At 40.2% G+C, this 22028-nt stretch carries 20 protein-coding genes and 1 pseudogene; 5 read left to right on the top strand and 16 right to left on the bottom strand.

Features of this window, described 5'->3' with window-relative positions:
• The first annotated feature begins 119 nt into the window (after window positions 1–119).
• Genes J7E63_RS09135 through J7E63_RS09125 form a run of 3 tightly spaced genes read left to right on the top strand, consistent with a single transcriptional unit; the run spans window position 120 to window position 2485 of the window.
• Window positions 120–470 carry a DUF485 domain-containing protein gene (locus tag J7E63_RS09135; protein WP_215011255.1) on the top strand — a complete coding sequence of 117 codons (351 nt, stop codon included), beginning with the start codon at window positions 120–122 and terminating at the stop codon, window positions 468–470.
• Complete coding sequence (locus J7E63_RS09130; protein ID WP_215011253.1) at window positions 470–2020, top strand: solute symporter family protein; 1551 nt, start codon at window positions 470–472, stop codon at window positions 2018–2020. Before J7E63_RS09135 ends, J7E63_RS09130 begins: the two co-directional genes overlap by 1 nt.
• Before the next feature lie 15 nt (window positions 2021–2035).
• Complete coding sequence (locus J7E63_RS09125; protein WP_215011251.1) at window positions 2036–2485, top strand: PaaI family thioesterase; 450 nt, start codon at window positions 2036–2038, stop codon at window positions 2483–2485.
• A gap of 145 nt (window positions 2486–2630) precedes the next feature.
• Here the strand turns inward: J7E63_RS09125 and dtd are convergent, their stop codons facing one another.
• The 6 genes from dtd to J7E63_RS09095 form a co-directional block, all read right to left on the bottom strand.
• Window positions 2631–3074 carry a D-aminoacyl-tRNA deacylase gene (gene dtd, locus J7E63_RS09120; RefSeq protein ID WP_215011249.1) on the bottom strand — a complete coding sequence of 148 codons (444 nt, stop codon included), beginning with the start codon at window positions 3072–3074 and terminating at the stop codon, window positions 2631–2633.
• 13 nt (window positions 3075–3087) lie between these two features.
• The gene (locus J7E63_RS09115) at window positions 3088–5286 is read right to left on the bottom strand and encodes a RelA/SpoT family protein (protein ID WP_215011247.1); all 2199 of its coding nucleotides are present in this window, start codon (window positions 5284–5286) and stop codon (window positions 3088–3090) included.
• Window positions 5287–5505: 219 nt separating this feature from the next.
• Complete coding sequence (locus J7E63_RS09110; RefSeq protein WP_168245196.1) at window positions 5506–6018, bottom strand: adenine phosphoribosyltransferase; 513 nt, start codon at window positions 6016–6018, stop codon at window positions 5506–5508.
• Window positions 6009–8372 carry a single-stranded-DNA-specific exonuclease RecJ gene (gene recJ, locus J7E63_RS09105; protein ID WP_215011245.1) on the bottom strand — a complete coding sequence of 788 codons (2364 nt, stop codon included), beginning with the start codon at window positions 8370–8372 and terminating at the stop codon, window positions 6009–6011. Before recJ ends, J7E63_RS09110 begins: the two co-directional genes overlap by 10 nt.
• A gap of 248 nt (window positions 8373–8620) precedes the next feature.
• Window positions 8621–10885 carry a protein translocase subunit SecDF gene (gene secDF, locus J7E63_RS09100; RefSeq protein WP_215011243.1) on the bottom strand — a complete coding sequence of 755 codons (2265 nt, stop codon included), beginning with the start codon at window positions 10883–10885 and terminating at the stop codon, window positions 8621–8623.
• A 142-nt stretch (window positions 10886–11027) separates the two neighbouring features.
• Window positions 11028–11324, bottom strand: a complete 297-nt coding sequence (locus tag J7E63_RS09095) for a post-transcriptional regulator (RefSeq protein ID WP_215011242.1) — start codon at window positions 11322–11324, stop codon at window positions 11028–11030.
• Window positions 11325–11462: 138 nt separating this feature from the next.
• On the opposite strand from J7E63_RS09095, the gene spoVB reads away from it, so the two are divergent.
• On the top strand, window positions 11463–13010 hold the full coding sequence (gene spoVB / locus J7E63_RS09090) for a stage V sporulation protein B (RefSeq protein WP_215011240.1): 1548 nt from the start codon (window positions 11463–11465) through the stop codon (window positions 13008–13010).
• 46 nt (window positions 13011–13056) lie between these two features.
• On the opposite strand, the gene J7E63_RS09085 is transcribed toward spoVB, so the two are convergent.
• Entirely contained in the window at window positions 13057–13716 is a 660-nt protein-coding gene (locus J7E63_RS09085; RefSeq protein ID WP_215011238.1) for a DUF421 domain-containing protein, read from the bottom strand.
• Between the two features lie 233 nt (window positions 13717–13949).
• Here J7E63_RS09085 and J7E63_RS09080 point away from each other — a divergent pair, with 233 nt between their 5' ends.
• Window positions 13950–14342 carry a TIGR04086 family membrane protein gene (locus J7E63_RS09080; protein ID WP_308161930.1) on the top strand — a complete coding sequence of 131 codons (393 nt, stop codon included), beginning with the start codon at window positions 13950–13952 and terminating at the stop codon, window positions 14340–14342.
• A gap of 81 nt (window positions 14343–14423) precedes the next feature.
• Here the strand turns inward: J7E63_RS09080 and yajC are convergent, their stop codons facing one another.
• The 9 genes and pseudogenes from yajC to J7E63_RS09035 form a co-directional block, all read right to left on the bottom strand.
• Window positions 14424–14717, bottom strand: coding sequence for a preprotein translocase subunit YajC (gene yajC, locus J7E63_RS09075; protein WP_088089120.1), 294 nt, complete (start codon window positions 14715–14717; stop codon window positions 14424–14426).
• Window positions 14718–14746: 29 nt separating this feature from the next.
• Window positions 14747–15886, bottom strand: a complete 1140-nt coding sequence (tgt, locus tag J7E63_RS09070) for a tRNA guanosine(34) transglycosylase Tgt (RefSeq protein WP_215011236.1) — start codon at window positions 15884–15886, stop codon at window positions 14747–14749.
• 27 nt (window positions 15887–15913) lie between these two features.
• Window positions 15914–16942 (bottom strand): tRNA preQ1(34) S-adenosylmethionine ribosyltransferase-isomerase QueA, encoded by a 1029-nt coding sequence (gene queA, locus J7E63_RS09065; RefSeq protein WP_215011234.1) that lies wholly within the window; start codon window positions 16940–16942, stop codon window positions 15914–15916.
• A 29-nt stretch (window positions 16943–16971) separates the two neighbouring features.
• Window positions 16972–17976 carry a Holliday junction branch migration DNA helicase RuvB gene (gene ruvB, locus J7E63_RS09060; protein WP_214731742.1) on the bottom strand — a complete coding sequence of 335 codons (1005 nt, stop codon included), beginning with the start codon at window positions 17974–17976 and terminating at the stop codon, window positions 16972–16974.
• Between the two features lie 10 nt (window positions 17977–17986).
• Window positions 17987–18598: a Holliday junction branch migration protein RuvA gene (gene ruvA, locus J7E63_RS09055; RefSeq protein ID WP_168245206.1), complete on the bottom strand. Its 612-nt coding sequence runs from the start codon at window positions 18596–18598 to the stop codon at window positions 17987–17989.
• A gap of 399 nt (window positions 18599–18997) precedes the next feature.
• Window positions 18998–19543, bottom strand: coding sequence for an intercompartmental signaling factor BofC (locus J7E63_RS09050; RefSeq protein ID WP_215011231.1), 546 nt, complete (start codon window positions 19541–19543; stop codon window positions 18998–19000).
• Between the two features lie 131 nt (window positions 19544–19674).
• A complete protein-coding gene (locus tag J7E63_RS09045; protein WP_215011228.1) occupies window positions 19675–20370 on the bottom strand; it encodes a YhcN/YlaJ family sporulation lipoprotein in 696 nt (231 codons plus the stop codon).
• A gap of 105 nt (window positions 20371–20475) precedes the next feature.
• Complete coding sequence (locus J7E63_RS09040) at window positions 20476–21465, bottom strand: phosphotransferase (RefSeq protein WP_215011226.1); 990 nt, start codon at window positions 21463–21465, stop codon at window positions 20476–20478.
• Window positions 21452–22028, bottom strand: a pseudogene (locus J7E63_RS09035) (hypothetical protein); the annotation flags it as partial. The pseudogene J7E63_RS09035 and the gene J7E63_RS09040, both read right to left, overlap by 14 nt.

Raw genomic sequence — 22028 nt, 5'->3', positions numbered from 1 at the left:
TTTTATTAAATATTTTAATTTACTTAATATTCTAATTATGATAGCTTTAAAACGAGAGTGACATATATCACTTTTTATCAACACCGTTTTAAAATCGTTTTATTCAAGGAGGGGTTATTATGGAATCACCAGTAAAAAAAAGCTACTTAACCGAAGAACATGTCGAAAAGAAGCCCTATTATCAATTGGTTGAAACCGAAGATTTTAAGGTTTTACTTCAAAAGAAAAAAGCATTTATTATCCCTGTCACCACTTTCTTCCTTACGTTTTATTTTGTTCTGCCTGTGTTAGCTGCTTATACATATGTATTAAAAGGAGAAGCTTTTCTCGGTATAACATGGGCATGGGTTTATGCACTTCTTCAGTTCGTTGTGGTTTGGATCGGTGGTATTGTCTACCTTAAGAAATCAGAGAAGTATGACAAAATGGCCCAAAATATTTTAACTAAATACCGGAAGGAGCTTGGCTGATGAGTACATTATCTCTTATACTTTTTTTAGGCATTATCTTGTTAACGCTTACAATAACCTATTATTCTTCTAAGAAAACGAAAAACGCTAGCGATTTTTATACAGCTGGCGGCGGGTTGACTGCATGGCAAAATGGATTGGCTGTAGCTGGTGACTTTATGTCTGCCGCTTCTTTTCTCGGTATTACAGGGGCTATCGCTCTGATTGGTTTCGATGGATTTTATATGAGCATTGGCAATCTTGTCGCGTTCCTTGTCTTATTATACTTTGTTTCGGAGCCGCTTCGTAATCTTGGAAAATACACGTTAGCCGATATGATTTCTGCTCGGTTTAAGTCCAAAAAGGTACGTGGGATCGCTGCAGCGAACACTCTTGTCATTTCTATTTTTTATATGATTGCTCAACTTGTTGGTGCGGGTGGATTGATTAAACTTCTTCTCGGGATCGATTACGGTCTTTCCGTTCTTCTCGTTGGTGTATTAATGACAATTTATGTTATTTTCGGTGGGATGCGGGCGACAAGCTGGGTGCAAATAACGAAAGCCGCGCTTTTGCTGGGCGGTTCTTCCGTTTTGACGTTTATTGTATTTTCCCGATATAACTTTAACATCTCAGAAATGTTCCACCATGTTAAGACAGCAACACCCCTTGGTAATGACTTTTTAAATCCAGGTAATAAATACACGAATGGACTTGATATGATTTCATTTAATATGTCACTTGTCCTCGGCGCAGCAGGACTTCCGCATTTACTTGTCCGCTTCTTTACTGTAAAGGATGCGGCGACGGCACGAAAATCTGTTGTATATTCAACATGGTTTATTGGCGTATTTTTTATTATGACGATTTTCCTAGGGTTCGGTGCTGCTTCATTCGTCGGTTTTGAACGCATTGTTGAGGCTAACCCTGCTGGAAACATGGCCGCGCCGCTTCTCGCATTAACCGTAGGCGGTGAATTCTTGTTTGCATTCGTCTCAGCTGTCGCATTTGCCACTATTTTAGCGGTAGTATCCGGCCTTGTTTTAACGTCAGCATCTGCCTTTGCACATGACATTTATGGAGAAATTATTAAAGACGGAAAAATGACTGAAAAGCAGCAAGTTCTTGTAGCACGTATCTCGGCAATTAGTGTTGCGGCTATTTCAATCGTGCTAGCCTTGTTCGCACAGTCACTGAATGTTGCTTTCCTTTCTGTACTTGCATTAGGTATTGCAGCAAGCGCCAACTTGCCGGTTATTCTTTGCACAATTTACTGGAAACGATTTAATGCAAGCGGAGCGATCACCGGCATGCTGTTTGGGTTAATCAGCTCTCTAGTTTTAGTTTTGCTTAGTCCGAATATATGGAATCCCCAACCTGGAATGGGTATTTTCACAGGAGACCCTATTTTCACAATGAGCAACCCGACCATTTTCACCGTGCCTCTAGGCTTTATAGGTGCCTATATAGGTACAATGTTGTCTAAAGCAAAAGAAGACCAAAATAAATTCGCAGAAGTATTGTTTAAATCAAACACTGGGTATGGCATTAGCTCAGCAAAAGATCATTAAGAAAAGGAGAATTCCATGACAATTCAATTAGATGATCAGGCAATTCACGATTTACATTACGATGAAATTAAGCAAGTTCTAAAAGACGAACCATTTGCAGCTTTTCTTGGAATGAAGCTGACAAATCTCGGACCTGGCACAGCGGAAGCGGAATTAATTCCTGACGACAGAATGCTTAATGCACATGGAACAGTTCACGGTGCCATTATCTTTTCACTTGCAGATTACGTATTTGCCGCAGCGAGCAACTCATATGGCAAAACAGCTGTGGGTGTCACAACCAATGTTAACTTTATATCAGCTGGCAAACCTGGCAGGACTTTAACTGCAAATGCAAAAGAAATAAAGAAAAATCACAAACTCGCTTGGTACAAAATCGATGTCCAAAGTGAAAATGAACTAATCGCAACAATGGAAGCGATGGTTTACAGAAAAAGTCATTATTTTGTTAAACAGGATAAATAAAGCTTTTATTAACCGGACAAATCAATCATTTCGTCCGGTTGTTTTTTACAATTTGAAATAATGATTTCCCGGCCTTCAATTGAAAGGGCTTTTCCTATATAAAATAAAAAAGACTTAGCACCTAATCGAAAGTGCCAAGCCTTTTTTATGATTTACTTTCAAGTATCAACGTCACGGGACCGTCATTGATGAGTTCGACATCCATCATCGCACCGAATATGCCGGTTTCAACACGAATCCCTTTTTCCCGCAGCAAGCTGTTAAGTAACTCATAAAGTTGAACAGCTTGGTCTGGCCGGGCCGCATCCATGAAGTTTGGCCTTCTCCCCTTTCGGCAATCACCGTAAAGAGTAAATTGCGAAACAGAAAGAATTTCACCGCCAACATCTAATAAAGATAGATTCATCTTTTCATCGGCATCCTCAAAAATACGGAGGTTGGCAATTTTATCGGCTAGGTAGATGGCATCCTCTTCCTTGTCAGCATGGGTGATACCGACAAGTAAGACAAGCCCCTTTGTTATTTGACCAGTTACTTCCCCGCCAACAGTTACGCTGGCACCTTTACTTCGTTGAACAACTACACGCATTTTTTGAAACTCCTTAATTCATCATTCGACGGACGGAATAAATATCGGGGATCTGTTTAATTCGTTCAACCACCTTTTGCAAATGGTTCACATTGTGTATGGCAATCGACATGCTAATCGTCGCCATTTTATTCCGATCCGATTTGCCTGAAACGGCAGAAATATTTGTTTTTGTTTCATTTACAGCTTGGAGTACTTCATTGAGAAGCCCTCTTCGGTCATAACCGTTAATTTCAATATCAACATTATATTCTTTCCGATCATTTAAGGACGATTCCCATTCTACAGGGATTAACCTTGACTGAGCATCATTAGAATCAATGTTTGTACAGTCCGAACGATGAACAGAAACTCCGCGCCCCTTGGTAATAAAACCGACAATTTCATCGCCTGGAACAGGATTGCAGCATCTTGATAACCGAATCAGTAAATTATCAATCCCGGAAACTCGGACACCGGATTCACGTTTTTTGGAAGATGGGAAGGTTTTTAGGTCCGTTATGGCATTGGTAATATTTGAACTCTGTTCCTGATCCCTCTTTTTGCGCCATTTCTCGGTTAATCGGTTAACGACCTGTAAAGCCGTTACACCATTATAACCAACCGCTGCATACATATCTTCTTCACTGGAGAAATTAAACTTTTCGGCAACCTTTTTTAGATTGTCAGAGGTCAATATTTCTTTGATATCGAACTCCATATTACGAATTTCTTTTTCAACCATCTCTTTGCCTTTATCGACATTTTCATCGCGGCGCTGCTTCTTAAAGAAGGCCCGAATCTTGTTTTTCGCTTGCGATGTTTGCGCCAGCTTCAACCAATCCTGACTTGGACCGTATGAATGTTTCGATGTAAGGATTTCGATGATATCACCAGTCTTAAGCCGGTAGTCCAGCGTCACCATTTTGCCATTCACTTTTGCGCCTATCGTCTTATTGCCAATTTCGGAGTGAATTCGATAAGCAAAATCAATAGGTACAGAACCAGACGGCAACTCAATGACATCACCTTTTGGTGTAAACACAAATACCATATCGGAAAATAAGTCAATTTTCAATGACTCCATAAACTCTTCCGCATTGGCGGTATCATTTTGGAACTCCAGTATTTCTCTGAACCAGGTTAATTTCTGTTCAAACGAAGTGCTCTCGTTAAGTGCTTCTTTGCCCTCTTTATAAGCCCAGTGTGCTGCCACCCCGAATTCAGCAATCCGATGCATCTCATACGTTCTAATTTGAACCTCAAGCGGATCTCCTTTTGGGCCGATTACGGTAGTATGCAAGGATTGATACATATTAGGCTTCGGCATCGCGATATAATCCTTGAAACGGCCGGGCATTGGTTTCCAGCAAGTGTGAATAATCCCTAAAACAGCATAGCAATCTTTAATACTGTTTACGACGATACGAACAGCTAGCAAATCATAAATTTCACTGAACTGCTTGTTTTGCAAAGCCATTTTCCGATAAATGCTATAAATATGCTTCGGACGGCCAGAAAGCTCTGCTTTAATGGACACTTCACCCATTCGGTTCTTTACTTCTTCAATGACATCCACTAAATATTGCTCACGTTCAGCGCGCTTCTTTTTCATTAAGTTAACAATTCGATAATATTGCTGCGGATTTAAATACCTTAAGGCTGTATCTTCCAGTTCCCATTTAATCTTAGAAATACCAAGACGATGTGCCAAAGGTGCAAAAATTTCAAGTGTTTCATTTGAAATCCGACGCTGCTTTTCTAAAGGAAGATGTTTAAGTGTCCGCATATTATGCAAACGGTCGGCAAGCTTAATAAGGATGACCCTGATATCCTGGGCCATTGCCACAAACATTTTTCTGTGGTTCTCTGCCTGCTGTTCCTCGTGAGATTTATATTTAATTTTCCCTAATTTGGTTACGCCGTCGACAAGCATGGCCACTTCGTCATTAAAAGAAGACTCAATATCTTTTAAAGATACACTCGTATCTTCAACGACGTCATGAAGAAAACCAGCTGCAACCGTGGCAGGATCCATCTCCAAGTCAGCTAGAATGCCAGCAACCTGGATCGGATGAATAATGTACGGTTCGCCCGATTTTCGATATTGTTCACGATGAGCATGTTTTGCAAATTCGTATGCTTTTTCCAAAAATTTAACATGTTCATCATTTAAATAATTCCGAGTCTTGTCGATGACTTGGTCGGCTGTTAACACTAGATCATTCGCCATGAAATCACCTTTATTTTCGTCTCATTTTATTTATATAAATGTCATTCTCTAAAAATTTGTTCTAAATAGGAATGATTGTTATTATTATCGAAAAAAAAAGCCAAGATGTAAAGAGATTGAGAGTCTTTTTCCACACAATTCAGGAAAAATTGTGCTAAACGGGCGCTTCCGCTTTTTTATATAAAGAGAGCACTCGCCCTGAGTGCCCTCTTTAATGGTTTAATAATGCATCAATGTTAAAACATCATAACCATCAAGTTTTTTTCTACCTTCTAAATAACTTAACTCAACTAAGAAAGCAATCCCTGCAACCACACCGCCAAGTTGCTCCACTAATTGAATCGTAGCGTCGATTGTACCGCCTGTAGCCAACAAATCATCCGTGATTAGGACACGTTGGCCTGGTTGGATGGCATCTTTATGGATGGTTAGAACATCTTTACCATATTCAAGCCCGTAACCAACTTTAATCGTTTCCCGTGGAAGTTTACCTTCTTTACGGACTGGGGCAAAGCCTACGCCTAAGGCATATGCAACCGGACAGCCAATAATAAATCCTCGGGCTTCAGGTCCAACAATCAGATCAATTTGTCTTTCTTTTGCATAAGCAACGATTTGGTCTGTTGCATATTTATAGGCCTCACCATCATTCATTAAAGGGGTGATATCTTTAAATTTAATTCCTTCTTTTGGCCAGTCAGGTACGATTGTAATAAATTCCTTTAAGTCCATTCTTCAATTGCCTCCTCAGTTTCAACCGACTCTTGAATAACTTGATCGAACCAGGCTTTTAAATCCTGAAAGGATGAAAACAATAGTTCCCTTTCAAGTTCATATTGTGCTTGTTTTATTTGGTAGGTTCGAGAGTCAGTTAGGTCACGCTTTTGCGCTCCGGTGTTTAAAGTTATAAATCCATTGTTTATTGTAACAAAATCCAGGTCAGAAAACACCTTTGACATAAAGTTTATCGTTTCCTGCGACCAACCGCGATGCTTTGCGAGGTCACCCCCATGTCGTTTAAGATCGATCGGACCCTTTTTTAACAGAAAAGCATAAAACCATTTAAAATGGTCACGGGTCGGGACAGTACTAAAGAAATCACTGGATTCTTTATAAAAATAAGCATAAATCCTAGCTGGTTGTTTCCCTTTAAATAAAACCTTTAGGATTTCTTTTGATGAAGGAAAGTCAACCAGAACAATATTTGCCTTGTTCCCATCGAACGATTTTGCATCTTCCACATCTTTAATAAAAATGGTCTCATCGATTAAATTAGGGTTTATTTTTTCAAGGTGTTCTTGATTAAAAATAATAAATTTCCTGTTATCAGCAGGGACAGCATTTGAAAGGCTGTTGATCCGCTTTTGTCCGCGATAATCAAATAATTGCCATGACTCCACGGCAATATCGTGGATGAAAATTTGTGGTTTACGTATATTGTTCCATTCGTTAACAGATAATTCTCCAATTAACGAAATTTTTGATGCAGGTGAGATATGATCCACTAAAGGTCCTAAACCAAAGCCTACCCCATCCAGATTTGCACCACTTTCATTCACTAATACTTTTAAGTGGTTTTGCTCACTGCCAATTTTTCTGATATTTGTAATATCGACATTGTTTATTAAAACCTTTGGTTTGGGGTTGTCCATACCAAAAGGAGCAAGTAGACTCATTTCATCTAATGATGATAGATTTACATGTTGAAGTTTAATTTCCTCATCGAGAAATGTTACTGGAATTAAATCCTCATGAGTCAATTGTTCTTCTGCCAATAAATTTAACCTTGTGCGGAGTTCCGCAACATTCTCTAGGTTTAAGGTCATCCCTGCTGCCATGGGGTGACCGCCAAAGTGCGGCAAAATATCACGGCAGGTTGATAAATTTTTAAATAGGTCAAAACCTGCAATACTACGTGCCGAACCCTTTGCCACTCCCTTATCCGGGTCAAAATTCAGTACAATCGTTGGCCGGTAATACTTTTCAACGAGTCTTGAGGCAACAATTCCGATGACTCCGGCATTCCAGCCTTCCTTACCGATGACTAGAACTTTATTAGACTCGATCGGGAAATTCTTTTCAACCTCTTCCATCGCCTCAGTCGTAATCGAATTAACAATCGACTGTCTTGACTTATTGAGAGCATCCATTTCTGATGCTAGGCTTTCTGCTTCGAGTGGATCATCGGTTAAGATCAGCTGAACAGCTAAGTCAGCATCTTCTAAACGCCCCACGGCATTAATCCTTGGCGCGAGGGTAAAGCCAATTGTTTCTTCATTTATCGACATGGGATCGACCCCTGCCAGCTTTAAAATGGCTCTAAGGCCAATATTATTCGTTGTTTTTAGTTTTTCAAGTCCTTTTTTAGCGATCAGGCGATTCTCATCCTTTAACGAGACTAAATCCGCAATCGTCCCAATCACAGCTATTTCTAACAAATGCTCTGGAACCTTCCCGTAAAGGGCATGGGCAAGTTTAAAGGCTACACCCACTCCTGCCAGTTCACGAAACGGATAGGTACTATCAGGAAGCTTGGGATGAATGATCGCAAGTGCCTCAGGTAATACCGGCCCAGGCTCATGGTGATCGGTAATGATGAGATCCATGCCTAGCTCTTTTGCAACGGATGCCTCATAGGTAGCTGATATTCCAGTATCCACAGTAATAATTAAATTTATTCCATTTTCCGCTGCACTCCGGAATGCGGCCTCATTCGGGCCATATCCTTCAGTGAAACGATTAGGGATGTAAAATTGAACATTTGCACCAAGGTCACGAAGCGTGATCATTAATACTGATGTGCTGCTTACTCCATCAGCGTCATAATCGCCGAATATGAGGATCGGCTCTTGGTTTTCGATGGCTTCACGAATTCTCGTAACTGCAACATCCATCCCTGTTAGAAGAAAGGGATCGTGGAATTCTTCCTTTCCAAATAAAAAATACCGTGCAGATTCAACGGTATTAAAGCCACGGTTGACAAGCAGTGAAGCGACAAGAGGCGTAATTTTCAATTCAGTTTCTAGCTTTTTGATCAGTTGTTCATCGGATTTCCGAACAATCCATCTTGTTTTTGAACTTAACATGTGTATGTTCACCCCTCAGACCTTCTTATTATACAGGAGTAGAATACAGGATTCAATAAAAGAAAAGCGGAGGCGCCCGGTTAGCGACGTATGGACTGGAGCGCTCTGACTGAGATAAAGGAAACACGAAGAGCGTAAGCGATTCGATGTTGACTTATCGTAGGGAAGAGAGCGAAGTCCACTAGTCGCTGGGCGCCGGAGCTAGACAGAAGAAAAAACCGCAGGATATCTGCGGTTTTCAACTAAATTTATACTTGTGGTTGATCAGAGTACTTTCTTTTCTCTTTTACCGTTTTAATAACGCCCTTCTTCTTCAACTCTTTACATTTCATCACATACCATAAAGAACCTGCGACAAAGACGGAGGAATATACCCCAATAATTAATCCAACGAATAAAGCGATAGAGAAATTGCGAATTGCCGGGCTTCCAAAAATCATTAAGCATACTGTCGTAATGAGGACTGTTAAAACGGTGTTAAACGACCGTGTTAAAGTTTGGCGAATACTAACATTTACCACATCAGCAATATCCTGAACCGTTTTAAGCCGTTTTTTCTTTTGCATATTCTCGCGAACCCTATCGAAAGTAACAATCGTATCATGGTTTGAGTAACCAATAATGGTCAAAATTGCGGCGATAAAGTTTAAATCTACTTCAAGTCTTGTAATACTAAAAACAGCAATCATGAAAAATGCATCATGAAGGATGGCAGCAATCGCGGCGATTGCCATATAAGCTTCAAATCGAATCGAAACGTAGAGAATGATACCGATTGATGCAATCAAGACGGCAAAAAAGGCATTTTTCGCTAGTTCTTTTCCTATAGTCGGAGAAACTGTACTAACATTCGGTTCATAGCCAAATTGCTTTTTAAAATCTGCTTTTAAAGTTGAAATTTCATCTTTTGACAGTACCCCAATCATTCGGACGGCACCAATTTGCTTTTTATCACCAGAAATGACGACATCATCTGGAGTTAAATGAAGTTTGTTAAAAGCATTTTCCACCTGGGTAGTGGTTAAAGGTGTTCTTGATTGAACTTCTACACGTGTTCCACTTGAAAAATCAATTCCTAAATTCATACGGAAAATAGCGAGAATGATTACACCGGCAACAAGGAGAACTCCAGATAGGATGAATATTTTATTCCTAAGTTTAACAAAATCAATTTTATCAAATCGAGTCGGAAGATCGATTGTATCTACATTATCATTAATAGATTTAATTTGGGACTTGCGTACTGAAAACCAACCAGGTTTATTATTTAATAAACCGCTTTGGACCCATAGCCCTAGCAATAACCTTGCACCGTAAACATTCGTGAGGAAGCTCATCAGGACACTCACTATTAACATTGTCGCAAACCCTTTTACAGAGCTTGTCCCGTAAAAGAATAATACACAAGCTGTTAAGATTGTCGTTAAGTTGGCGTCAAGAATAGCTGTAAAAGCATGCTGCTCACCAGCTTGGAACGCTGATTTAATGCTTCTACCTACCTTTAGTTCTTCTCTAATCCGTTCATAAGTAATAATATTGGCGTCGACGGCCATACCGATTCCGAGAATAATCGCGGCAATTCCCGGCAAGGTCAGAACCCCATTCATCCAATCGAAAATTAATAAGACGAGAAATATATAAATTGATAACGTAACAGTAGCAATGAAACCTGGAAAACGGTAATAGAAAAGCATGAAAAGATATATGATTACAACACCAATGATTCCAGCTAAGACCGTATCATGTAATGCCTGTTCCCCGAACTTAGCTCCGACGGAAGTTGAGTACACCTCTTTTAACTTGACCGGTAAGGAGCCTGCATTTAAAAGCGAAGCCAAGGTTTGAGATTCTTTTGCAGTAAAACTGCCAACAATCGAAACTGTATTTTGATTAAATATTTGCTTTACTGTTGGGGCTGATAAAAATTTAGGGTTCTCTTTTGTTACTTCCTCTTTAAAAGAGTCTTTTCCTTCTTCAAAATCCAGCCAAATAACAAGAACATTGTTTGGTGCCATATTCATAATTTCTTCGGACACCTTGCGGAATTTATCGGCACTTTTTAATGTTAAAGAAACGCTTGGTGCACCATTTTCATCAAAAGTTTGCTTAGCTCCGCCTTGTTTTAGGTCAGAACCATCCATCATCAGACGGTCATTAGCATCACGGAAGGTTAGATTTGCTTGAGTAGATAAGATTTCGCGAGCTTTATTCTGGTCTGTTACCCCAGCAAGCTGCACACGAATCCGGTTCTTTCCTTCAATTTGAATACTAGGTTCACTTACCCCAAGGACATTGATCCGCTTGTCGAGTGCCTCAGCGGTACTTGCCAAAACCTCTTTGTCAATCTTTTGACCTTTTTTCGCTTCCTTAACATCGTACAAAACCTCAAATCCACCTTGAAGGTCTAGTCCTAGCTTCATATTGTTTAAGATGTTCTTAGTTGTTGCTCCCATTGTGCTTCCTATAATTAGGACGACAAGAAAAAAAGCAACAATTCTACTGCGCTTTACCATTATGTATTGTTCCTCCTTAGTGCCTGTGCATTAGCACTGTTCCGTATAATCATTATAAAAATTACCAAAAAGTCATTTCCTTCATTATGAAAGAAGTTAGATTGGCTGTCAATTTACAATAATATGAATTCATAAGGCATTTTTATTTTAAAAGCTCTTTCAATTCATCTTCATTATCAATTGAGAATTCGGTCGTTTTATATGCCTCAATCGTCGCGAAGCTGAGATAATCACTCGCCTTAACAGACAGGATTTCTTGGATAATTTCGTACAGTTTCATTTCTTCCTTTACCTTTTTCCACTTTTTCTTTATTAAAAAATCCCAAAGTTCCTTCTCCGTTACAGAATCAATCCCTAGCAATTGAAACTCGGTGAGTTTACTTGCTACTGCTGGTTGGACCTGGGTGCGAAAATGTTCGAATCTGTGACTATTATCCATTATGACTGCCTCCTTGGGAGCTCTCCCACCTGAATTGAACCTTTCAAAAAGCTTTTACTACTTGTCATGCTTTGTCCACCATTAGGCATATAGATAATTGTATATGAATTCTTCTTATTTGAGAAGGTGGGAATCCGCATGTCGAAGTTTTTAAAGGGGACTTTTATCCTATTAATCGCAGGTCTTGTTACAAGAGTCCTTGGTTTTATTAATCGGATTGTAATAGCAAGGAGTATTGGGGAAGAAGGTGTTGGCTTATACATGATGGCGTTTCCTACATTCATCCTTGTAGTGACGCTTACTCAGTTAGGGCTCCCTGTTGCTATTTCAAAAAATGTCGCGGAGGCAGAAGCAAAGGGAAATTTTGCAGAGATAAAAAAAATTCTTGTTGTATCCCTAGCGACGACTATTTCTTTATCACTTATATTTACGCCAGCGCTAATCTTACTTGCACCAATTCTATCAAAAACTTTGTTTACTGACCCAAGAACCTTTTATCCTTTAATTGCAATAGCTCCAGTGGTTCCAGTAATTGCGATTTCCTCTGTGCTTCGGGGCTACTTTCAAGGCAGACAAAACATGCGTCCCTCGGCAATCTCACAAATTGTAGAACAATTTGTGAGAATTACTTTGATTGCTGTGATGACAAAAGCGTTCCTTCCTTATGGAATTGAATATGCCGCTGCAGCAGCAATGGTTTCTTCTGTAATCGGCGAACTTGTCTCACTCATCTACTTAATGACTGCCTTTAAATTAAAAAAACGTTTTAGGCTAAGGAAAAATTTCTTTCAATTTGTCCACAGCGGGAAACAAACCTTCAAAGAACTCATGGATATCGCTTTACCGACAATGGGGAGCAGAATGATTGGATCTGTGGCATGGTTCTTTGAACCTATAGTTGTCGTCCATAGCTTAGCCCTTGCTGGTGTCATCACTGTAGAAGCTACCAAACAATACGGTGCCTTAACTGGTTTTGCGATGCCACTGTTAATGTTACCGTCTTTCATCACCTTTTCTTTAGCTACATCACTTGTGCCTGCGATTAGCGAAGCCAATACGCAGAACAACAAAAAATTGATTGAATACCGGTTACAGCAAGCATTGCGCTTTGCCTTTTTATCGGGAGGACTGGCCGTTGTCGTTCTATATGTGCTGGCTAACCCATTGATGGAACTCATGTATGGCTCAGCGAAGGGCTCTTATTTTATTAGATTGATGGCTCCCTTCTTTTTATTCTATTACTATCAAGGACCATTACAAGCTGTGTTACAAGCATTGAATCTTGCACGAGCAGCGATGATTAATAGTCTTATTGGCGCCATCGTTAAGACAGCTGTGATTTTTTTACTGGCTTCGCAAGCCTCATTTGGAATTAACGGGGTGGCATTAGGAATTATCGTTGGTTTTGTATTAGTCACTGTTCTTCATTTTGCAACGGTATTAAAAAAGATTTCCTTCTCATTTTACGTTCGCGATTATCTGAAGGGATTTCTAGTCATGGGAGCTACCGGTTGGTTAGGCTATTGGTTATTTGAGAACACCTTCCTAACTGAACCGTTAACCATTAAGGTAATATTTTCGTTAATGGCCATGTCCATTTCCTATTTGATCATGATTATTTTGTTAGGTCTTATTAAAAAGGAAGAGCTAAAACGTATTCCCTGGCTTCGAAACTTGTTTGCCTAATTACTTTCTATAAAAATAAGACACGCATTCTTAGCGTGTCTTTTGTTCATTCATCTTGTAGATCAATAAAGAATTTCCCATTTTCATAACTGCAAAAAGAAATCTTCTTCACATCGCGATAGCCCTGTTTTTTCAATTCCTGCCGAAGCCAGAGATTTGTTTTGTTAATTCTTTTTAAATTTTCTTCTTCAATGTTTCCATCGAGGATTAAAGGGATGGTAATATCGCCTAGCTCAGGTTCATTATTATTATTCTTTAATTTTTCAATGACAGACAAACTTCCTGAGGATTCTAATATTGCAAACTCCACGTCTGCAATACTGCGAATGTTCTTTTCTCGGAGCTGGGTCATTAAATCATCAAAATTGTACCGCTGCTTCCGCATTGCGTTCTCATCTATTTTCCCCCTATTAATAATAATGCTTGGCTGCCCATCAATCAGATTACGAAATTTTTTACTTTTCAACGAAAGGATGGCTAAGGTTATTTGAATCAACATTAGCAACACCATTGGAATGATCGTATGGAACAACGGTGTATGAACTCTTTCGATGGCCACAACTGCCATCTCACCAATCATAATAAAAACAACTAGATCTAAAATGCTTAATTCACCGATTTCCCTTTTCCCCATAACACGAAAAATAATTAGGATTAGGGTATAGAACAATAGCGTTCGAAACACAATCGTTAGATAATCCTCCACAACCGTCGCCCCTTTTTTTACGTTCAACGGTATTATTTGCATTAGTGGCTAAAAAATTAGCGGAATAAAATACCAACCTACTCTTCAATAGAAAAATTCACGGAAACTTATTCTACTTTCCGCCTTCAACGAATACGCTTGTACTAGGAGTGAAACATGTATCTAGGGTCTGGCAGTACTTTACATTTAGGATCTTTTGCCAGCCTGAAGGCGACTGAAGGGGGAGAGTTAAAATCGAATCAAAAAGCTTTGGTACTTCAATTCTGTACGGATTAATTTTTATTCTTGTATTTGCCGTGATATGCAGCATTATATTTGCGTTTATTCTCAAGTTTACGTCTGCTCGTGAAGTATCACTACAATATGTCATCACGGCATTATCATTCATCGGACTATTTGGAGGCGGTTTTCTATCTGGCGGGAAAAGAAAAGAGAAGGGTTGGCTTATTGGCGGACTAACTGGACTTATCTACTCGATCGTTGTCTTTTTATTCCAATACTTAGGATATGATCGCCTGTTTAACGCCGAACAAGTAATTTATCATACTTGCTACACCTTAATTGCGATGATGGGTGGAATTTTAGGGGTAAACATCTCAACCAACAATTCACGGAGATCCGCTTAGAATCGAAAAGTGGAAGCGCTGGAGCTAGACAATTAAAAAATTAAAGGAAGCCATACAGGACGGCTTCCTTTTCGTTTGTTCCTATTTTGTTAGATTGACGCTTCCTTCACTTGCATCCGCAGTGACTTCACGAATGGCATTACGGTCAAATGTAAGACGGCTTCCGTCACCACATTTAATTACGGCTTTATTCTCATCAATTGAATCTATAAAACCATGTAATCCACCAATCGTGACTACTTTATCACCCTTTTTTAAATCACTTTGCATTCTCTGAACCGCTTTCTGGCGCTTTTGCTGCGGGCGAATTAATAGGAAATAAAATAACACAAACATTAATATTAATGGAACAATTGTACCAATTCCTCCTGACATCTTGTTTCCCTCCTTTCAAAAAACATCTATTAGAAATTTTTCGCATTCGGTTTGTTAAAACCATATTGCTCAAAAAATTCTTCTCTAAAATCACCAAGCCTGTCTTCCATGATGGCTTGTCTGACTTTCTCCATTAATCTTAACAGAAAATAGAGATTATGGTAAGACGTTAATCGAATTCCAAATGTTTCGTCACATTTAATTAAGTGACGAATGTATGCACGGCTATAATTTCGGCAGGTATAGCAATCGCAATTTTCATCCAGCGGGCCAAAATCTCTCGTAAATTGTGCATTTTTTACAACAAGTCGGCCAGTGCTTGTCATCAATGTACCATTTCTCGCAATTCGTGTAGGCAGCACACAGTCGAACATATCAATTCCGCGGATGGAGCCATCAATTAATGAATCAGGCGATCCTACACCCATTAAATACCTTGGTTTATTTGTAGGTAAAAGTGGTGTCGTGTGTTCAAGCATGCGATTCATAATGTCCTTTGGTTCACCCACTGACAAACCGCCAACCGCATAGCCAGGGAAGTCTAACGAAACAAGATCTTTCGCACTCTGCTTACGAAGCTCTTCATATTCTCCCCCTTGGACGATCCCAAATAAGCCTTGGTCATTGGGGCGGCTATGTGCATTTAAACAGCGCTCCGCCCATCGTGATGTTCTCTCAACAGACTTCTGCATGTACTCATATGTTGCAGGGTATGGTGGGCATTCATCAAAGGCCATCATAATATCGGAACCCAGAGCATTTTGAATTTCCATCGCCTTTTCTGGTGATAAAAATAATTTTTCACCGCTCATATGGTTACGGAAATGGACTCCTTCTTCCTCAATTTTACGGAATTCACTTAAACTAAAAACTTGGAATCCGCCTGAATCTGTTAGGATGGCTCGGTCCCAGTTCATAAATTTATGTAGTCCGCCTGCTTCTCTGATGATTTCATGCCCCGGCCTGAGCCAAAGGTGATAGGTATTACTTAAAATGATCCCCGCTCCCATTTCTTTTAAATCTTCGGGGGACATTGTTTTCACAGTTGCCAGCGTTCCTACCGGCATAAATGCAGGGGTATCAAACGAACCGTGCGGGGTATGGACTTTGCCAAGCCTGGCCCCTGTTTGTTTACATGTCTTGATTAATTCATAACGAATCGCAGTCAAAATTTTTTCTCCTTCCTTATGCACCTCTTAGATGATGAACATTGCATCGCCAAAGCTAAAAAAACGATACCGCTCTGTAACGGCAGTTTGATAAGCATGTAAAACATGTTCTCTGCCTGCTAACGCACTGACGAGCATAATCAGGGTTGATTTTGGCAAATGAAAGTTCGTAATCATGCCATCGATTGCTTTAAATTCGTACCCTGGGTAAATAAAAATATTGGTCCAGCCGCTGCCCTCGATAAAACGTCCATCATTTGCGGATCCAATCGTTTCAAGGGTTCGTGTTGAGGTAGTCCCAACGGTAATAATTCTGCCTCCATTGCTTCGTACCTCGTTAAGCAGACGCGCTGTCCCTTCTGTGACGATATAAAATTCGGAGTGCATATCGTGTTCCAATACATCATCTACACTTACAGGACGGAAGGTTCCGAGCCCTACATGAAGGGTAATAAAGGCGATATGAACACCTTTTTCTTTAATCGCTTCTAATAAGCTGTCTGTAAAATGAAGCCCTGCCGTTGGTGCCGCGGCTGAACCAGGTTCACGGGCAAACACGGTCTGATACCTATCCCGGTCCTCGAGCTGCTCTTTTATGTAGGGAGGAAGCGGCATTTCTCCTAATTGGTCAAGGACCTCATAAAAAATACCCTCATATTTAAAATCTAAAATTCTCCCGCCATGGTCCGAGGTCCCTGTGCAAACAGCCGTAAGAAGGCCATCACCGAAATCTATTTCCGTTCCTTCTTTTACTCTTTTTGCAGGCTTGATAAGTGTCTCCCATTGATCGCCTTCCAGCTGCTTCAAGAGTAAGACTTCGATTTTTGCACCTGTATCTTTTTTGACACCAAAAAGACGTGCAGGAAGTACCTTTGTATCATTTAAAACAAGGCAATCTCCTTCACGCAAATAGTCGATAACATTCTTAAAAACTTCATGCTTTATTTCGCCTGATTCCTTATCTAGGACCATTAATCTGCTGTCCGTCCGATTTTGAAGCGGAACCTGTGCAATTAATTCCTCTGGCAAATGAAAATCAAACAAATCTACCTTCATATTATGACACCCTAATCTAAATTTAATAATCAATCAGTGGCAGGCGAATCCATCCCAAAATGGTGATAGACCAATGGGGTTACCACCCTGCCCCGTGGAGTTCTTTGCAAAAAGCCAATTTGTAATAAATATGGTTCATACACATCTTCAATCGTTTCGGCTTCTTCCCCAATCGATGCGGCAATCGTATCAAGGCCGACAGGGCCGCCGCGGAATCTCTCGATAATGCCCTTCAGCAGTTTATGGTCGATATGGTCTAAACCAAGTCGATCTACTTGGAGGAGTTCGAGTGCTTCTCGTGCTAGCGCCAGCTCAATCGTCCCATTCCCTCTTACTTGGGCAAAATCTCTAACCCGGCGAAGAAGACGATTCGCAATTCTCGGGGTCCCTCTTGATCTCCTGGCTATTTCTTGCGCTGAAAGGTCATCGATTTCGGTACCGAACACTTCCGCTGTTCGAAGGACAATATTTTTTAATTGATCTTCCTTATAATACTCGAGTCGGCTTAAAACTCCAAACCGGTCTCTTAGAGGAGCTGAAAGGGAGCCTGCCCTCGTTGTCGCTCCAACAAGCGTAAAGGGTGGGAGGTCGAGGCGGACTGATCTCGCACTTGGGCCTTTACCAATGACAATATCAAGACAAAAATCTTCCATCGCTGGGTAAAGTACCTCTTCAATCGTCCTTTGCAGGCGATGAATTTCATCAATAAATAAAACGTCCCCAGGTTCGAGTGCGGTAAGAATTGCAGCTAAATCACCAGGCCTTTCAATCGCAGGTCCTGAAGTGGTGCGGATGTTCACGCCCATTTCATTGGCAATGATCACAGCGAGTGTTGTTTTCCCTAATCCGGGCGGACCATAAAGGAGCACATGGTCTAACGTTTCCTTACGCATTTTTGCTGCCTTAATATAAATATCAAGATTTTCCTTTACTTGATCCTGTCCGATGTATTGTCTTAAGGTTTGCGGCCTAAGGCTTTGTTCTATGCTGATTTCACTTTCATTGACTTCACTCGAAATAATTCGGTCATCCATGAATCATCACCTATTTTAAAAGCCGCTGAAGGGCTTTCTTAATGTATTGGTCCGTTGACATTTGTTCTTTTCTTAACTCAGGGGAAATCTTTTTGATTTCTTTTTCGGAATAACCCAATGCTTTCAGAGCAAGAATTGCTTCTTCCAAGTTCGAGTTGGTTGCTTGTGTATGTAAGTGAAGTTGGTCGGTATTAAATAAATTGGGGAAATAGTCGGGAACGATATCCTGCAATTTTCCTTTTAGGTCCAATATCATTTGCCGGGCTGTTTTTTTGCCAACCCCGGGGAATTTGACTAGGAAGCTTTCATCTTCATTTTCAACGGCAGTAACCACCTGTTGTACTTCACCGGAAGCAAGGATGGCCAACGCCCCTTTTGGACCGATTCCAGATACATTTAGTAATTTTGTAAAAAGCTTTTTCTCTTCTCTTGTTTCGAAACCGTACAAGGCCATTACATCCTCACGAACGTAGTGGTAGGTATAGACGGTTACCATTGTTTCCATTTTACTAGCATAAATAAACGGATTGGGTGTAGATATTTGGTAGCCAATGCCGCTGTTCTCAACAACTATATATTCTGGTCCGACAAAATCGACGGTCCCTTTAATAAATTCGTACACTACATTCTCTCCCCTAGTTTTTCACTGTATTTCATTCTATCATAAAATTTTAGGTTAGTTGTAGAAAATAGGCTGGTAGATAAAACATCAAACTATTCGGAATTCGGGATTCGCTGATTGAAGTTTGGGTTCCGCTGATTGAAGTTTGGGTTCCGCTGATTGAACCATGAAATTCGCTGATAGAAGCTTGAGATTCGCTGATAGAGGTGGATTCGCTCATTGAACGACGGAATTCGCTCATAAAACCTCAAAATTCGCTCATTGGACTGCGGAATTCGCCCATTAAACTATATTTTCCGCTAATAAATAATTAAGATTCACAAAATTACAACTCGAACAAGGAGAATTCAAAAAAAAAACAGGCTGAAGTGGCGGCATCAGTCTGATTCGGTAATATTACTATTCTTTTTTTAAAGAATAAGGCTTAAATGTCTCTAAAACTTCAACAAATCGATCTTTTGTTTTGATTGGTATGCCTTGAAGAAGTTCTTCTTGCTTCGTACTTTCCAACTTCTTAATATCTATTTGAAAAAATGATTGAATAATTCTCAATTGGTCAGGTCTTCCATTAAAAATACTCAAAACACCATCTTCAGTTATCCCAAAAAAGCCATTCGCTTTAAGCAATGGTGATATGTCATTGACCTGTTTCCGAAATACCATTGTCGATTCATCGATATCAGTCAGCTGCCATTGGTCATATTTTGCCCAGAAATTCTCGGCAGACCAGCAAGTCTCGTGGACTACTTCTTGACTTATTTCCCCATCTAAATAGACCCTTTCCAAAATAACGGTCATGTGTAAAGGTTCAGTCTTTTTCTGGGTATCCATTTGTGAAGCAGCGGCGTTAATGGTCATTCCTTTGGCATTAAAAATAAACATGAAGAGAAGAAAAGCGAATCCGGCGAGACTATACCGATACCATGCCATCCACTTAAACCTCATGCTACTCACCTCTTATTGTTAAAAATTGAACAATCTATCCAGTACTAGTTTAGCCTTATTTTGCCTTTTTATCCTTCATGCAATTTTAAAAGGGCAAAGCTCGAAAGCTTTGCCCTCCACCGCGGAAGGAATTACCTTCCGCCCTTTTCGTGCTGATTATCTTTGTTGAAATTGCGGTCGCGGCCAAGGGTTCCTTCATCGGTTATAACCTTTACCGTTCTTCCGCTTGCGTAAGGCCTCACAGCTCTCTTAATTGCACTTTTTGTTGCAGCGGCTTTATCTTGATCGTTTAACACCACTGAAACAATGACAGTATTTCCATAAGCGACGGATCTTACGGTCTGTACATTCGGAATCGCTTCTACTTTGTTTCTGACTTTATTGGTAAAATTATCCTGGAAGTCAGGATCCGTAACAACCCCGGCATTTCCAGTTTTTGCATTCAGATGACCGTGATAGTTCATATCGCTTGTACTAAAACGATTATCGCGTTGGAAAAAATTACGGTCTTTAGAAGCTAAAGGTGATGATGGATTTTTTGGATTTCCATTTTCGTCTCGTGATTGAAGCTGCCTTCTTCTGTTTTCATTTGTAACTTGATCCTCATCCCCAAGAGAATGGTCCATCATTTCCGTTATTGCCCCGTCATCATCTCTAAATAAATCGTTATCTGAAGTTGGGTGGTTTTCATTGGAATAATATCCAACCGGCCTTAACGAATTGTTATTGTTCTTATTAACTCCCGCACGATTATTATCATTTGTACATCCAGCCAGCCCCAACATCAATGCGGCTGAAAGAGGAATCATCCACTGTTTCTTGTTCAAGCGAAAAACCCCCTCCATTAACATCCTGAGCATGAGCTTAACATGCTCATTAATAGGGTGTTATTTTCGGGGGGATTTCATTCAGACGGAAAATTCCAAAGCTGCTCAGACCAATAACTCCCTTAGGTGGTCAATAAACTTTTTTCTTGCATAAAACTGACTAATGGTTAAGTCCATTACCTGTTTATATTTTGTATGATCTGTGTACGATTTTTCACGGATCATTCGATTCCATTCCCGAAAAATATCAGCGGGATAGGCTAAGGCAAATAAAAAAGCCTCTTCGTGTAAGTATTTTTTAATTTGTTTAAGGCTCGACAGTCTTTCAAATGACCAATCGATAAAAGGCAAAATTCGGTTTGCATATTGTAAATAATCAAATGATGCGGGTCCGATACTAATTAAATCAAAATCAATGAGATGTAACTGCCCCTTTGTATCCCTTAAAAAGTTATGATGGGCTACATCCCCATGCAATATGACGATTGGTTCTTTTTGAAAAAAAACACGATTATTTTCCATACCTTCAAGTGACCATTTTGCCCAAGACAACATTTCCGAGATGAAGGGTTCATTGATAAAATACCCAAGATAGGGAAGATTATTGGAGAAAACATTTAACCTTTCTGTCCATTTTTCAATAAGGTGCCCTTTTGGCAGTAAGGTTCGATAGCGTGATTCAAACGAAGCTGTGGTTTGGTGAAATTTCTCTAATAACTCCATTCCTTCTTGGCGATTTTTATGAGTATGAAAAGAAAATACGTTTTTATTCGGCGGAATGTACTCCATACATCCGAAGTAAGTTCCCTCAAAAAAAAGCTGGTCTCTCACTGGGGATGTTAAAAACAAATATGTCTTTTTAAACCCTTCTTTTTTCAATGTTGCTGTAAAGGCTTCTTGGAGTCTAAGTCTACTGTTGGTATGATACCCTTTTATGACATAATCATTTTTATCCGTTCTTAAAAAAATAACGGCTTTTCGAATCGGAATCATCTGAAGGATTCTATCATAGAACTTTGATTGAAAATAAGAGAGGAGACGATCAAAATAATCATCGTCTCCCTTTTTATTATTTGCCGTATTAAAGGCTCTCATCTTCGTAACCCGGCATACCGTAAGGACTTGTTCCAACTGGACCCATACCATATGGATTCATATAAGGAGGCTGTGCAGCATTAACAGGTCCTGTATATGGTGCGCTATAGATTGGCGGCGTTGGCGGTACAAAGTTTGGTGGCATGGCTGCTGGCTGCGGTGTGGCTTCAGGTCCAGGCATTCCAGCTGGTGCAGCTCCACAGCCGCAATCCCCCATCGCTCCGGTTCCTACTGGTAACCCCTGTGTTGGATTTGGCTGCTGCATGAATGGACCTGATCCCGCCATTTCAGGTGTTCCAAAGCCTGCAGGTGCACTCATTGGACCACCCATCTGAGGGTATCCGTATGGCATTTGGCCATATGGTGCTCCCATTCCATACGGATTAGCCATTGCTGGATTTCCGAACGGGTTTCCAGGCATTACTGGAGGTGGAGCAAAGTCAGTTGGGTTTTGTGGTGTCTCGAATCCTGAAGGGCTTTCCATTGGATAACCTGTTGGCATTTGACCATATCCTGCTGGCATTTGCTGGCCATAACCTGTTGGCATTTGACCATATCCTCCT

Source organism: Bacillus sp. ISL-75 (genome assembly GCF_018613095.1).
The sequence above is the reverse complement of the archived record's forward strand: the minus strand, read 5'-3'. Positions and strand labels throughout refer to the sequence as shown.